We start from the raw sequence: 14,270 nt of genomic DNA, 5'->3' as shown, positions 1-14,270 counted from the left end.
GTGTCTCTGATCGCTTCTGACCACTTCCGCATCGTTGTCGGCCTCGGCAAGAGCGGCATGTCCCTGGTTCGCTTCCTGGCGAACCGGGGCGTGTCGTTTGCCGTCGCCGATACGCGGGACAATCCACCGGAACTGGCCACGCTCAAGCGTGACTATCCGCACGTGGAAGTGCGTTGTGGCGAGCTGGACGTCGAATTCCTGTGCCGTGCCGACGAGCTTTACGTGAGCCCCGGCCTGGCGCTGGCGACCCCGGCCCTGCAAGCCGCTGCCGCCCGTGGCGTGAAAATGGCCGGCGATATCGAGCTGTTCGCGCGTAACGCGCGGGCGCCGATCGTGGCCATCACCGGTTCCAACGCGAAAAGCACCGTCACCACTCTGGTCGGCGAGATGGCGGCTGCGGCCGGCAAACGCGTCGCGGTCGGCGGCAACCTCGGTACGCCAGCGCTGGAATTGCTCAGCGATGACGTCGAGCTGTACGTGATGGAGCTGTCGAGCTTCCAGCTGGAAACCACCGACCAGCTCAACGCTGAAGTGGCCACCGTGCTCAACATCAGCGAAGACCACATGGACCGCTACAGCGGCCTGCCGGCGTATCACCTGGCCAAGCACCGGATCTTCCGTGGCGCCAAGCAGTTCGTGGTCAACCGTCAGGACGCACTCAGCCGTCCGCTGATCGGCGAGGGCCAGCCGTGCTGGACCTTCGGCTTGAACAAACCGGATTTCAAGGCTTTCGGCCTGCGCGAAGAAGACGGCGAGAAATACCTGGCCTTCGAATTCCAGAACCTGATGCCGGTGCGCGAACTGAAAGTGCGTGGCGCGCATAACCAGGCGAACGCCCTCGCGGCGCTGGCGCTGGGGCATGCGGTCGGCCTGCCGTTCGACGCCATGCTTGATGCCCTGCGCAACTTCACCGGCCTCGAACACCGCTGCCAGTGGCTGCGTGATCTCGACGGCGTCGGTTACTACAACGATTCCAAGGCCACCAACGTCGGCGCCGCTCTGGCTGCCATCGAAGGCCTGGGTGCGGATATCGACGGCAAAGTCGTGCTGATTGCCGGCGGCGATGGCAAGGGTGCCGAGTTCAACGATTTGCGCGATCCGGTGGCGGCCAACTGCCGCGCCGTGATCCTGATGGGCCGCGACTCCGACAAGATCGGCGAGGCCATCGGTGACGCCGTGCCGCTGATTCGCGCGACCTCGCTGGTCGACGCCGTTGCGCAATGCCGCGCGGTCGCCCAACCGGGTGACGTGGTGCTGCTGTCGCCGGCCTGCGCCAGTTTCGACATGTTCAAGAATTACGAAGACCGTGGTCACCAGTTCGTCCGCGCCGTGGAGGATCTGGCATGAGCCTGCGCAATATCATCAAGCCGTACCCGTCGCCGATCATCACCGGCCGTGGCATCGACCTCGACTTCCCGATGCTCGCCGGTTGCCTGGCACTGCTGGGCCTGGGCCTGATCATGATCGCCTCGGCCTCCACCGAAGTGGCGGCGGCGCAGTCGGGCAGCGCGCTGTACTACATGATTCGCCACCTGATCTACGTGGCGCTGGGCTTGGGCGCGTGCATCATCACCATGATGATTCCGATCGCCACCTGGCAGCGTCTGGGCTGGATGATGCTGATCGGCGCATTCGGTCTGCTGGTGATGGTGATCGTCCCGGGGATCGGCCGTGAAGTGAACGGGTCGATGCGCTGGATCGGTTTCAGCTTCTTTAACGTGCAGCCGTCCGAGATCGCCAAGGTGTTTGTGGTGATCTACCTCGCCGGTTATCTGGTACGTCGGCAGAAAGAAGTGCGCGAGAGCTGGATGGGCTTCTTCAAGCCGTTCATCGTGCTGCTGCCGATGGCGGGCCTGTTGCTGATGGAGCCGGACTTCGGTGCCACCGTGGTAATGATGGGGGCTGCGGCGGCGATGCTGTTTCTCGGCGGAGTCGGGTTGTTCCGCTTCTCGCTGATGGTGGTGCTGGCAGTCGGGGCCGTGGTCTTGCTGATTCAGATGCAGCCGTACCGGATGGCGCGTCTGACCAACTTCGCCGACCCGTGGGCTGACCAGTTCGGCGCCGGTTACCAGTTGTCGCAGGCATTGATCGCCTTCGGTCGCGGTGAGTGGCTGGGCGTTGGCCTCGGCAACAGCGTGCAGAAACAGTTCTACCTGCCGGAAGCGCACACCGACTTCGTGTTCTCGGTGCTGGCCGAAGAGCTGGGCGCCGTCGGTTCGCTGTGCACCGTCGCGCTGTTCGTGTTCGTGTGTATCCGTGGCATGTACATCGGTTTGTGGGCGGAAAAAGCCAAGCAGTTCTTCGCTGCTTATGTGGCTTACGGTCTGTCGTTCCTGTGGATCGGTCAGTTCCTGATCAACATCGGGGTGAACGTCGGCCTGCTGCCGACCAAGGGCCTGACCCTGCCGTTCCTCAGTTATGGCGGCAGTTCCCTGGTGATCTGCTGCGCCTGCCTCGGCTTGTTGCTGAGGATCGAGTGGGAGAGTCGGACCCACCTGGGCAGTGAAGAGATGGAGTTCCATGAGAGCGACTTCGCCGAGGAGCCGAACCATGGGCGCTAACGTATTGATCATGGCCGGCGGCACCGGCGGCCACGTGTTCCCGGCGCTGTCCTGTGCCCGCGAATTCCAGGCGCGCGGCTACACCGTGCACTGGCTCGGCACGCCACGCGGGATCGAAAACGAACTGGTGCCGGCTGCCGGTCTTGAACTGCACCGCATCAATGCCACCGGGTTGCGTGGCAAGGGCAAGCTGTCGCTGCTCAAGGCACCGTTCATGTTGCTCAAGTCGGTGTGGCAGGCGCGGGCGGTGATTCGCAAGCTGCGTCCGGTCTGCGTGGTCGGCTTCGGTGGTTATGTGACCGGGCCTGGCGGGATTGCCGCGAAACTGGCTGGTGTGCCGGTGATCGTTCACGAGCAGAACGCCGTGGCCGGCACCGCCAATCGGTTGCTGGTGCCGTTCGCCGCCCGGGTGTGTGAAGCGTTCCCCGACACCTTTACTCTGTCGGACACCCGCCGTACCACCGGAAACCCGGTGCGCAGCGAGCTGTTCCGCGAAACATCGCGACCGGCTCTGGCCGGCCGCAAAGCGCGTTTGCTGATCCTCGGCGGAAGCCTGGGCGCAGAACCGTTGAACAAGTTGCTGCCTGAAGCCCTGGCGCAAGTCCCTGCCGATTTGCGTCCGGAAGTGTTTCATCAGGCCGGCAAAAACCACGATGAAGTGACTGCAGAGCGCTATCGCGCTGCCGGCGTGGATGCGCAGGTGCAGCCGTTCATCAAAGACATGGCCCAGGCCTATGGCTGGGCTGACCTGGTGGTGTGCCGCGCTGGCGCGCTGACCATCAGTGAGCTGGCTGCCGTTGGTCTGCCCTCGATGCTGGTGCCTTTGCCCCACGCGATCGACGATCACCAGACCCGCAACGCCGATTATTTGGCCCGTGAAGGCGCAGCCTTCGTGATGCCACAAAGAACGACTGGTGCCGCGGACCTTGCCGCGCGCCTGACAGAGGTCTTGATGCAACCGCAACGACTCGAAGAAATGGCCCAAGCGGCCCGCCGTCTGGCCAAACCCGATGCCACCCGTAGCGTGGTCGATACCTGCCTGGAGGTGGCCCATGGTTGAGAATCAGAAAGCCATGCCACAACCGGAAATGCGCCGCATCCGTCGCATCCACTTCGTCGGTATCGGCGGCGTGGGCATGTGCGGGATTGCCGAAGTGTTGTTGAACCTGGGCTATGAAGTGTCCGGTTCCGACCTGAAAGCTTCGCCGGTGACCGAGCGTCTGGAATCGTTCGGCGCGCACATCTATATCGGCCACCGCGCCGAGAACGCTGCGACCGCCGACGTGCTGGTAGTCTCGAGTGCCGTCAACACCTCTAACCCGGAAGTGGCGACCGCCCTTGAGCGCCGCATCCCGGTGGTGCCGCGTGCCGAAATGCTCGCCGAGCTGATGCGCTATCGCCACGGCATCGCCGTCGCCGGTACCCACGGCAAAACCACCACCACCAGCCTGATCGCTTCGGTGTTCGCCGCCGGTGGTCTGGACCCGACCTTCGTCATCGGTGGTCGTCTGAATGCGGCGGGCACCAATGCCCAGCTCGGCACCAGCCGCTACCTGATCGCCGAAGCCGACGAAAGCGACGCCAGTTTCCTGCACCTGCAACCGCTGGTGGCCGTGGTCACCAACATCGACGCCGACCACATGGCGACCTACGACGGTGACTTCAACAAACTGAAGAAAACCTTCGTCGAGTTCCTGCACAACCTGCCGTTCTACGGTTTGGCGGTGATGTGCCTGGACGATCCGGTGGTGCGTGAAATCCTGCCGCTGGTCAAACGTCCGACCGTGACCTACGGCTTCAGCGAAGACGCCGACGTGCGCGCGATCAATGTGCGTCAGCAAGGCATGCAGACTTTCTTCACCGTGCTGCGCCCGGATCGCGAGCCGCTGGACGTGTCGGTGAACATGCCGGGCAACCACAACGTGCTCAATTCGCTGGCGACCATCTGCATCGCCAGCGACGAAGGCGTCAGCGACGAAGCCATCGTTCAGGGCCTGTCCGGGTTCCAGGGTGTTGGTCGACGCTTCCAGGTCTACGGCGAGCTGCCGGTGGACGGCGGCAACGTGATGCTGGTCGACGACTACGGTCACCACCCGACCGAAGTCGCCGCCGTGATCAAAGCCGTGCGCGGTGGCTGGCCGGAGCGCCGTCTGGTGATGGTCTACCAGCCGCACCGTTACAGCCGCACCCGTGACCTGTACGACGATTTCGTCAATGTACTGGCCGACGCCAACGTGCTGTTGCTGATGGAAGTCTATCCGGCCGGCGAAGAGCCGATCCCGGGCGCGGACAGCCGCAAGCTGTGCAACAGCATTCGTCAGCGCGGTCAGCTCGACCCGATCTACATCGAGCGTGGTGTCGACCTCGCACCGCTGGTCAAGCCGCTGCTGCGTGCCGGCGACATCCTGTTGTGCCAGGGCGCCGGGGATATCGGCGGTCTCGCGCCGAAGCTGTTGAAAAGTGAATTGTTCGCTGGCGCCGTGGCGGCGTCGGTCGAGGGGAAGTTGAAATGACTGCTGCCTACGCCAACCTGTTCTCCACCATCGCGCCGAAAGACTTCGGCCGGGTCGCCGTGCTGTTCGGTGGCATGAGTGCCGAGCGTGAGGTTTCGCTGAAATCCGGTAACGCCGTGCTCGACGCGCTGCAAAGCGCGGGCGTGGACGCGTTCGGGATCGACGTCGGCGAGGATTTTCTGCAGCGTCTGCTGAATGAAAAGATCGACCGCGCGTTCATCATTCTCCACGGTCGTGGCGGTGAAGACGGCTCGATGCAGGGCCTGCTCGAATGCGCCGGCATTCCGTACACCGGCAGCGGCATCCTTGCCTCGGCACTGGCGATGGACAAACTGCGCACCAAGCAGGTCTGGCACAGCCTCGGGATTCCGACGCCGCGTCACGCCGTGCTGTGCAGCGAAGCCGATTGTATTTCCGCGGCGACGGAACTGGGCTTCCCTTTGATCGTCAAACCGGCGCATGAAGGTTCAAGTATCGGGATGGCCAAAGTGAGTTCTGCGTCCGAGTTGATCGACGCATGGAAAGCGGCCAGTACCTACGATTCGCAAGTCTTGGTTGAACAATGGATTCAAGGTCCGGAGTTCACCATCGCCACCCTGCGTGACCAGGTGTTGCCTCCTATCGCCCTGGGTACACCGCACACGTTCTACGACTACGACGCCAAGTACATCGCCAACGATACCCAGTACCGCATTCCGTGCGGGCTGGACGCCGCCAAGGAGCAGGAACTCATGGATCTCACGGCCAAGGCCTGTGAGGCGCTGGGGATTGCCGGTTGGGGCAGGGCAGACGTGATGCAGGACGCCGACGGGCAGTTCTGGTTCCTCGAAGTGAACACCGCACCGGGCATGACCGATCACAGTCTGGTGCCGATGGCGGCCCGTGCTGCCGGTCTGGACTTCCAGCAACTGGTTCTGGCCATTCTGGCCGCCAGTGTTGAAGGTTCCGGTCATACAGAGGCGCGAGGTTAAGACCATGCAAGGCGCTCATCTCAGACATCAGCCACCCGCACCCGGCCGCAAGCCGGTGCCGCGGGGTGCCAGCCGAATGGTGGCCAAAGAGCCGATGTCCGCGCGCCTGCCGAAAGCCAATTTCGGCTTTCTGAAAAGCCTGTTCTGGCCGGTGCTGCTGGTGGCGCTCGGGTTCGGCACCTACGAAGGCGCGCAGCGTTTGCTGCCGTACGCCGACCGGCCGATCACCAAGATCGCCGTGCAGGGCGACCTGAGCTACATCAGTCAGCAAGCGGTGCAGCAGCGAATCGCCCCGTACGTGGCGTCGAGCTTCTTCACCATTGATCTGGCCAGCATGCGTACCGAACTTGAGCAGATGCCCTGGATCGCCCACGCCGAAGTACGCCGGGTGTGGCCGGATCAGGTGGTGATCCGCCTCGAAGAGCAACTGCCCGTGGCCCGTTGGGGCGACGAGTCGCTGCTCAACAACCAGGGTCAGGCCTTCACGCCAAAGGAGTTGGCGAACTACGAACACCTGCCACAGCTGTTCGGCCCACAACGGGCCCAGCAGCAAGTGATGCAGCAGTATCAGGTGCTGAGCCAGATGCTCCGGCCGCTGGGCTTCTCGATCGCGCGCCTGGAACTGCGTGAACGTGGCAGCTGGTTCCTGACCACCGGTGCCGGCAGCTCCGGCCCCGGCATCGAGTTGCTGCTGGGACGCGGCAACCTGGTGGAAAAGATGCGCCGCTTCATTGCCATCTATGACAAGACGCTTAAAGACCAGATTACGAACATTGCGCGCATCGATCTGCGCTACGCCAACGGCCTCGCCGTTGGCTGGCGGGAACCTGTAGCGCCGACGACAGACAAACCCGCTGTCGCAAAGAATTAAGAAGAGGCAGGACCCATGGCAAACGTGCAAAGCGGCAAAATGATCGTCGGTCTGGATATCGGCACCTCCAAGGTGGTGGCGCTGGTAGGCGAGGTCGCGGACGACGGCACGCTGGAAATCGTCGGTATCGGTACTCACCCGTCCCGCGGCCTGAAGAAGGGCGTGGTGGTGAACATCGAGTCGACCGTGCAATCGATCCAGCGCGCGATCGAAGAAGCCCAACTGATGGCGGGCTGCCGCATTCACTCGGCGTTCGTCGGCGTGGCCGGCAATCACATCCGCAGCCTGAACTCCCACGGCATCGTGGCGATTCGTGACCGCGAAGTGAGCTCGGCTGACCTGGAGCGCGTACTTGACGCCGCCCAGGCCGTGGCGATCCCGGCTGACCAGCGCGTGCTGCACACCCTGCCGCAGGATTACGTGATCGATAACCAGGAAGGCGTCCGCGAGCCTCTGGGCATGTCCGGCGTGCGTCTGGAAGCCAAGGTTCACGTGGTCACCTGCGCCGTCAACGCTGCACAGAACATTGAAAAATGCGTGCGTCGCTGCGGTCTGGAAATCGACGACATCATTCTCGAGCAACTGGCCTCGGCCTACTCGGTACTGACCGACGACGAAAAAGAGCTGGGCGTGTGCCTGGTCGACATCGGCGGCGGCACCACCGACATTGCGATCTTCACCGAAGGCGCGATCCGCCACACTGCGGTGATCCCGATTGCCGGTGATCAGGTGACCAACGACATCGCCATGGCGTTGCGCACCCCGACCCAGTACGCCGAAGAGATCAAGATCCGCTACGCCTGCGCCCTGGCCAAACTGGCCGGTGCCGGCGAAACCATCAAGGTGCCGAGCGTTGGCGACCGTCCACCGCGCGAACTGTCGCGTCAGGCCCTGGCCGAAGTGGTCGAGCCGCGTTACGACGAGCTGTTCACCCTGATTCAGGCCGAGCTGCGTCGCAGCGGCTACGAAGACCTGATCCCGGCGGGCATCGTCCTGACCGGCGGTACGTCGAAGATGGAAGGTGCCACCGAACTGGCTGAAGAAATCTTCCACATGCCGGTGCGCCTGGGCGTGCCGCATGGCGTGAAGGGCCTGGATGACGTGGTGCGTAACCCGATTTATTCCACTGGCGTGGGCTTGTTGATGTACGGCCTGCAGAAGCAGTCCGACGGGATCTCGTTCTCGGGCATCGGCAGCCGCGACAGCTACAGCAACGATGAGCCACAGGCGCCGTTGCTGGACCGATTGAAGAAGTGGGTTCAAGGCAACTTCTAACGCTTTACCGCAACACCGCAACAAAAATGCAGTAGGCGAAAAAACTAGAGAATGTAAGGAGAGGGAAAATGTTCGAACTCGTAGACAACATCCCCGCAAGCCCGGTAATCAAAGTTATCGGTGTTGGCGGTGGCGGCGGCAACGCTGTCAACCACATGGTCAAGAGCAACATCGAAGGCGTCGAATTCATCTGCGCCAACACTGATGCTCAAGCGCTGAAAAACATCGGCGCGCGCACCATCCTGCAACTGGGCACCGGCGTGACCAAAGGTCTCGGCGCCGGCGCCAACCCTGAAGTAGGTCGTCAGGCCGCTCTCGAAGACCGTGAGCGCATTGCCGAAGTCCTGCAGGGCACCAACATGGTGTTCATCACCACTGGCATGGGCGGCGGTACCGGTACCGGTGCTGCACCGATCATCGCCGAAGTGGCCAAGGAAATGGGCATCCTGACCGTTGCGGTCGTGACCCGTCCGTTCCCGTTCGAAGGCCGCAAGCGTATGCAGATCGCCGACGAAGGCATCCGCATGCTCTCCGAAAGCGTCGACTCGTTGATCACCATTCCCAACGAGAAGCTGCTGACCATCCTCGGTAAAGACGCCAGCCTGCTGTCGGCTTTCGCCAAGGCTGACGACGTACTGGCCGGTGCCGTTCGCGGTATCTCCGACATCATCAAGCGTCCGGGCATGATCAACGTCGACTTCGCCGACGTGCGTACCGTGATGAGCGAAATGGGCATGGCGATGATGGGCACTGGCTGCGCCAGCGGTCCGAACCGTGCACGTGAAGCAACCGAAGCGGCCATCCGCAACCCGCTGCTGGAAGACGTGAACCTGCAAGGCGCACGCGGCATCCTGGTGAACATCACCGCAGGTCCCGACCTGTCCCTGGGTGAGTACTCCGACGTGGGTAGCATCATCGAAGCCTTCGCTTCCGAGCACGCAATGGTCAAGGTCGGTACCGTTATCGATCCGGACATGCGCGACGAACTGCACGTCACCGTGGTTGCCACCGGTCTGGGCGCGAAAATCGAGAAGCCTGTGAAGGTCATCGACAACACCGTTCACACCTCCATGGCTTCCGCTCAGGTGCAACAACCGGCTCCTGCGCGTCAGGAAGCTCCGGCGGTGAACTACCGTGACCTGGACCGTCCGACCGTCATGCGCAACCAGGCTCAGGCCGGTGCTGCGACTGCCGCGAAGATGAACCCGCAGGACGATCTGGATTACCTGGACATCCCGGCATTCCTGCGTCGTCAGGCCGATTGATGGAATGTATCAGGGCTATGACGGTGATTGGTGTTCAGCAAAGGCTCGGTCTGCTATTATCGCCAGCCTTTGTTGATACCAGTTCGCAATTTGCGCTGAAGCGGCCCAAGCCATGATTAAACAACGCACACTGAAAAATATTATCCGTGCCACAGGTGTAGGCCTGCATTCCGGGGAGAAGGTCTACCTGACCCTCAAGCCTGCGCCTGTCGACACTGGCATTGTGTTTTGTCGCGCTGACCTCGACCCTGTGGTGCAGATCCCTGCCCGCGCGGAAAACGTCGGTGAAACCACTATGTCGACGACGCTGATCAATGGCGACGTCAAAGTGGACACGGTAGAGCACTTGCTCTCGGCCATGGCTGGCCTGGGCATCGATAACGCCTACGTCGAGCTCTCCGCGTCCGAAGTCCCGATCATGGATGGCAGCGCTGGACCGTTCGTATTCCTGATTCAATCGGCTGGCCTGGAAGAGCAGGACGCCGCCAAGAAATTCATCCGCATCCTGCGTGAAGTGACAGTGGAAGACGGCGACAAGCGCGCCACTTTCGTCCCTTTCGAAGGGTTCAAGGTGAGCTTCGAGATCGATTTCGATCACCCGGTTTTCCGGGACCGCACCCAAAGTGCAAGCGTGGATTTTTCCAGCACTTCGTTCGTAAAAGAAGTCAGCCGCGCCCGTACTTTCGGTTTCATGAGTGACATCGAGTACCTGCGCAAGCACAACCTCGCACTCGGCGGCAGCGTTGAAAACGCGATCGTGGTGGATTCCGATGGTGTACTGAACGAAGACGGCCTTCGCTACGAAGACGAATTCGTGAAGCACAAGATCCTCGATGCGATTGGCGACCTGTACCTGCTGGGTAACAGCCTGATTGGTGAGTTCAAAGGCTTCAAGTCCGGTCATGCACTGAACAACCAGCTGCTGCGCAAGTTGATTGAGCAGACAGATGCGTGGGAAGTCGTGACGTTCGAAGACGCCAGCACTGCACCGATCTCTTACATGCGCCCGGTTGCGGCGGTGTAAGTAAAAAACCTCTCTAGTTTTTTGAAGGCCATCCTCGGATGGCCTTTTTTTATGCCTGCGGTTTTTGTGTTGCCTGGGCAGGCCCAATCGCTGGCAAGCCAGCTCCCACAAGTTCTTTGTTGATCTCAAATCTGCAGCACCCCACATACCCATGTGGGAGCTGGCTTGCCAGCGATTGGGCCAGTGCCAGCACCTCGAGGTTTCAGGCCGCCACCACCACCCGATTGCGCCCCCCTTCTTTGGCCTGATACAACGCCTTGTCCGCCGCAAACAGCAGTTGCTCAAGCGACATCTCGACCGTTGCCGTCCAGGTGCTGATGCCGATACTGACGGTCATCGCCACGTCCGCGCCCTCGACCCTCGGCATTTGCTCGACCGCCTGGCGGATATGCTCGGCAATCTGTGCGGCGCCGCTGCTGTCGGTTTCGGCGAGGATCACCGAAAACTCTTCACCGCCGTAACGGGCGACCAGATCCCCTGGTCGTCGTACGTTCGCCGTGATCACCTTGGCCAGTTCGCGCAGCGCCTGATCACCGGCCTGATGCCCATGACGGTCGTTGAACGCCTTGAAGTGATCGGCATCGATCATCATCACCGACAGCGGCTTGCCCGAGCGCTGGGCGCGGAACCATTCGTGGCGCAGCGCCTGATCGAGCATCCGCCGGTTGGCCACGCCGGTCAGCGCATCGGTGGCGGCCAGTTGCGCCAGTTCGCGTTCGGCGCGCTGGCGCAAGCGCAGCTCACGGGCCAGCAGCCAGGTCAGCCATAGCAGCCCGACACACAGCACGCCGGTGGCGCCACTGATCAACAGCGCGGTGCGGCGCCAGGTGCCGAACACCTCATCACTGGAGAGCGCGACCATCACTGTCAACGGCAGATTGCCGACCCGCGAATAGGTGTAGAGCCGTTGCTGATGATCCATGCTCGAGGTGCTGGTGAAACTGCCGCTACCATCCTTGTCGCCGAGAATCCGCACCACGTTGGGCCGGTTGCCGAAACTCTTGCCGATAGAGTCGCTTTGCAGATAAGGCTTCTGCGCCAGCAGCACGCCGTCGCTGTTGATGATGTTCAGCGTGCTGTCCTTGCCGATGTCGAGGCTGTTGAACAGTTGATCGAAGTAGTCGAGCTTCATCGACGCCACCGCCACGCCTGCGAACTCACCGGTGTTGGAGGAGATCCGCCGACTGAAGCTGATACGCCATTGATTGGCGTCGTCGCAATCGCAGCGGGTCTTGAACGGGCGGCTGATAAACATGCCGATATCGCGGTTGAAGGCATGGGCGAGAAAGTAATCGCGGTCGGCGAAATTGCCCGGCTTGGGTTCGACCCGCGACGAGTCGGCGACCACATCGCCGTGCTTGTCGAGCAGCAGGATGTCGCCCTTGAAGCGCGCAGTAGTGGAGCGGTCGAACAGCGCCAGATGGCGGATCTGCGGGGTGACGTCGCGCAAGTCGTCGCGCTGGGCGGCGGCGATCAGGCCTTGCAAGGTCAGGTCATACAACTCGACCGTGCGCAGGACGTCGGCGTCGATCAACTGGGCGATGGTGGTGGCGCTGCGGGTGGCCGATTCCTGAGCGTTGGCGTGCTCACGAATCAGCAGAAAAGTGACGATGCACAGAATCGCGATCACGGTCAGCGAACTGCCGCAGATCAGCAGCAATTCGGGGCGTCCGGTCTTGCCCGCCAGAGGTGGGGTACGGCTCGCGATCATGATGGGCTGTCGGTTGGGGTGAGACTTATAAGAGTAGTTGCACAAACACGGAACCATCTGTGGCGAGGGAGCTTGCTCCCGCCGGGTTGCGCAGCGACCCCTCGCTTTCGAGGAGGGGCCTGCTGCGCAAGTCCAGCGGGAGCAAGCTCCCTCGCCACAGGTTCTGTGTCAGTCGCGACTGACTTGAGGTGATCTTAGAAGACGTTGATCGGGTAGTCGACAATCACACGGTATTCATCGGTATCCGTATCAATCGCGCCGTAACCGTTCCCACCCCGGTTGCTCGCCCACTGCAGGCGCACCGCGAGGTCTTTCGCCTGGCCGCTCTGCACCACGTATTTCAGGTCGAGGTCACGCTCCCAGTGCTTGGCATTACGGCCGTCAGCGCTGTACCACGAGGCATAGCCTTTGCTGTCCGGATCAACCTTGGTCAGGTCCACGGTGCCACGCGAATAGGAAACCGCCGACGTCAGGCCCGGCACACCGAGACCGGCGAAGTCATAGGCGTACTTGAGCTTCCACGAGCGCTCGTTCGGGCCGTTGAAGTCCGAGTACTGCTGGGAGTTGTCGAGGTAAACGCTGTCGCCCTGGCTGATGTAGTCGAACGGCGTGTTGCCGTTGACCCGCTGGTACGCAGCGGTGACGCTGTGGTTGCCGATGCCGACGGTGAAATGCAGGCTGTAGGTGTTGTTGTCGATGTTACCCAGCAGCGCGTCGCCGGTGTCCTGCGTGTGATAGAAGTGCAGGCCCGGGTTGAGGCTGACCAGATCGTTCAGCTGCCAGGTGTAGTCGAGGTCGTAGTAGTACTGGTTCCAGATGTCCTTCAGCTCGGCGGCGTACAGATTGCTGGTCAGGCCTTCGACGCCGCTCCAGGACACGCCGGCCCAGTTAAGGTGACGGCTTTCGTCGCCCTCGGCGAGTTTGCCGTAGGACGTGCCGATGCGCTGGCGACCGCTCTGGTTGTACGGCTTGGTGAAACTGGCCTGGCCACCTTCGAACATCCAGCCGTCGAAACTGTGATTGGTCAGACTGACGCCACGGAAGGTCTGCGGCAGCATGCGCGACTCACCGCCGGCAATCACCGGGTTGGTGAGGAACAGGTCACCGGCCTTCAGCTCGGTATCGAACGCGCGCATCTTCAACGTGCCGCCCGCGCTCGAGAACGAGCCCGGCGCTTTGCCGCTGCCATCGCTGATCGGCAGGATGCTTGAGCCATCGGTACCGCCGCCGCCGTCGAGCTTCAGCCCGAGCATGGCGTGGGCGTCGATGCCGAAGCCGACCGTGCCTTCGGTGTAGCCCGACTGGAAGATCCCGAGAAAGCCCTGACCCCACTCGATGTTGTCGTCCGTCTGTTGCAGACGGTTGCGATTCATGTAGTAGTTGCGGGCGTTGAGGTTGAGGCTCGAGCCTTCGACGAAACCTTCCTTGGCGGCTTCGTCGGCATGGGCGGCGGGGGCAATCGTTGCGGCAATTGCAATGAACAACGGAGAGAAGCGGACTGGGTAACGCACTTGCGATGGAGCTCCTTGGGTCAACTGACACTTCAATGTCTTGAGGTGCGGGATGTTTCTTGTTTTTTACAGACGAACCAAACGGCTTTCAGACCACAACGAAAAAAGGCCGCTGAAAATCAGCGGCCTGCAAGGACGACGGTTGAACGGGAAGAGCCAAACAACCGCGTCGAGGGAAATGTTTCGCGGTGCGCGACTCAGCTGTCTTTCTCGGCTGCTTGAGCCTGGGAAGTGGCGGCTTGAGGGGCTTGCGAGGCGTCCTGCGATTTGGCCATCACTTCTGTCTGAGACTGTTCGAAGGCGTGAGCGCGAGCGGCATTCTGCGCGACGAACGACTGCGATTCTTCAGCCATCGCCATTGGCGACAGGATCAATGAGGACAAAACGAAAGCGCTGGCAATACCCATGCTGTTGGACATCTTGAAAACCTTCTTGCTTGGCAAGTGCTGTTTGGTGCGGGCAAAGATAAGGTCGCCGGGCGCCGGGAAACAGCGTGATTTTCATAAATGACTGTTACAGCAGAAGCAAAGATCAACCATGGGTGAACGCCATTCCCTGTGGCGAGGGA

The 14,270-nt window shown here is 61.7% G+C and carries 12 protein-coding genes; 9 read left to right on the top strand and 3 right to left on the bottom strand.

Going from position 1 to position 14,270, the window contains the following annotated elements; genetic code table 11:
* From murD to lpxC, 9 genes are all read left to right on the top strand, one after another.
* Complete coding sequence (gene murD / locus ABV589_RS09580) at positions 1 to 1,347, top strand: UDP-N-acetylmuramoyl-L-alanine--D-glutamate ligase (RefSeq protein ID WP_007961632.1); 1,347 nt, start codon at positions 1 to 3, stop codon at positions 1,345 to 1,347.
* A gap of 2 nt (positions 1,348 to 1,349) precedes the next feature.
* Complete coding sequence (ftsW, locus tag ABV589_RS09575; protein ID WP_171061850.1) at positions 1,350 to 2,561, top strand: putative lipid II flippase FtsW; 1,212 nt, start codon at positions 1,350 to 1,352, stop codon at positions 2,559 to 2,561.
* Positions 2,551 to 3,621: an undecaprenyldiphospho-muramoylpentapeptide beta-N-acetylglucosaminyltransferase gene (gene murG / locus ABV589_RS09570; protein ID WP_367085678.1), complete on the top strand. Its 1,071-nt coding sequence runs from the start codon at positions 2,551 to 2,553 to the stop codon at positions 3,619 to 3,621. The genes ftsW and murG overlap by 11 nt, the downstream gene beginning before the upstream one ends.
* Positions 3,614 to 5,074: a UDP-N-acetylmuramate--L-alanine ligase gene (murC, locus tag ABV589_RS09565; RefSeq protein WP_025109285.1), complete on the top strand. Its 1,461-nt coding sequence runs from the start codon at positions 3,614 to 3,616 to the stop codon at positions 5,072 to 5,074. Before murG ends, murC begins: the two co-directional genes overlap by 8 nt.
* Positions 5,071 to 6,045 (top strand): D-alanine--D-alanine ligase, encoded by a 975-nt coding sequence (locus ABV589_RS09560; protein WP_086791637.1) that lies wholly within the window; start codon positions 5,071 to 5,073, stop codon positions 6,043 to 6,045. The genes murC and ABV589_RS09560 overlap by 4 nt, the downstream gene beginning before the upstream one ends.
* Positions 6,046 to 6,049: 4 nt before the next feature.
* Positions 6,050 to 6,916 (top strand): cell division protein FtsQ/DivIB, encoded by an 867-nt coding sequence (locus tag ABV589_RS09555; protein WP_123587829.1) that lies wholly within the window; start codon positions 6,050 to 6,052, stop codon positions 6,914 to 6,916.
* 15 nt (positions 6,917 to 6,931) lie between these two features.
* A complete protein-coding gene (gene ftsA / locus ABV589_RS09550; RefSeq protein ID WP_003228014.1) occupies positions 6,932 to 8,191 on the top strand; it encodes a cell division protein FtsA in 1,260 nt (419 codons plus the stop codon).
* A 68-nt stretch (positions 8,192 to 8,259) separates the two neighbouring features.
* Positions 8,260 to 9,456 carry a cell division protein FtsZ gene (gene ftsZ, locus ABV589_RS09545; protein WP_047599230.1) on the top strand — a complete coding sequence of 399 codons (1,197 nt, stop codon included), beginning with the start codon at positions 8,260 to 8,262 and terminating at the stop codon, positions 9,454 to 9,456.
* A gap of 112 nt (positions 9,457 to 9,568) precedes the next feature.
* The gene (lpxC, locus tag ABV589_RS09540; protein ID WP_007961638.1) at positions 9,569 to 10,480 is read left to right on the top strand and encodes a UDP-3-O-acyl-N-acetylglucosamine deacetylase; all 912 of its coding nucleotides are present in this window, start codon (positions 9,569 to 9,571) and stop codon (positions 10,478 to 10,480) included.
* A 202-nt stretch (positions 10,481 to 10,682) separates the two neighbouring features.
* Here the strand turns inward: lpxC and ABV589_RS09535 are convergent, their stop codons facing one another.
* The 3 genes from ABV589_RS09535 to ABV589_RS09525 form a co-directional block, all read right to left on the bottom strand.
* Positions 10,683 to 12,191, bottom strand: a complete 1,509-nt coding sequence (locus tag ABV589_RS09535) for a sensor domain-containing diguanylate cyclase (RefSeq protein ID WP_367085677.1) — start codon at positions 12,189 to 12,191, stop codon at positions 10,683 to 10,685.
* A 194-nt stretch (positions 12,192 to 12,385) separates the two neighbouring features.
* Entirely contained in the window at positions 12,386 to 13,702 is a 1,317-nt protein-coding gene (locus tag ABV589_RS09530; protein ID WP_367085676.1) for an OprD family porin, read from the bottom strand.
* A 197-nt stretch (positions 13,703 to 13,899) separates the two neighbouring features.
* The gene (locus tag ABV589_RS09525) at positions 13,900 to 14,121 is read right to left on the bottom strand and encodes a hypothetical protein (protein WP_367085675.1); all 222 of its coding nucleotides are present in this window, start codon (positions 14,119 to 14,121) and stop codon (positions 13,900 to 13,902) included.
* Positions 14,122 to 14,270: the final 149 nt, after the last annotated feature.

Source organism: Pseudomonas sp. HOU2 (assembly GCF_040729435.1).
Taxonomy (GTDB): Bacteria; Pseudomonadota; Gammaproteobacteria; order Pseudomonadales; family Pseudomonadaceae; genus Aquipseudomonas.
The sequence above is the reverse complement of the archived record's forward strand: the minus strand, read 5'-3'. Positions and strand labels throughout refer to the sequence as shown.

Coding starts and splice junctions, on each gene's coding strand:
- murG (WP_367085678.1), top strand. CDS start 2,551: ATGGGCGCTAACGTATTGATCATGGCCGGCGGCACCGGCGGCCACGTG.
- murC (WP_025109285.1), top strand. CDS start 3,614: ATGGTTGAGAATCAGAAAGCCATGCCACAACCGGAAATGCGCCGCATC.
- ABV589_RS09560 (WP_086791637.1), top strand. CDS start 5,071: ATGACTGCTGCCTACGCCAACCTGTTCTCCACCATCGCGCCGAAAGAC.
- ABV589_RS09555 (WP_123587829.1), top strand. CDS start 6,050: ATGCAAGGCGCTCATCTCAGACATCAGCCACCCGCACCCGGCCGCAAG.
- ftsA (WP_003228014.1), top strand. CDS start 6,932: ATGGCAAACGTGCAAAGCGGCAAAATGATCGTCGGTCTGGATATCGGC.
- ftsZ (WP_047599230.1), top strand. CDS start 8,260: ATGTTCGAACTCGTAGACAACATCCCCGCAAGCCCGGTAATCAAAGTT.
- lpxC (WP_007961638.1), top strand. CDS start 9,569: ATGATTAAACAACGCACACTGAAAAATATTATCCGTGCCACAGGTGTA.
- ABV589_RS09535 (WP_367085677.1), bottom strand. CDS start 12,191: ATGATCGCGAGCCGTACCCCACCTCTGGCGGGCAAGACCGGACGCCCC.
- ABV589_RS09525 (WP_367085675.1), bottom strand. CDS start 14,121: ATGTCCAACAGCATGGGTATTGCCAGCGCTTTCGTTTTGTCCTCATTG.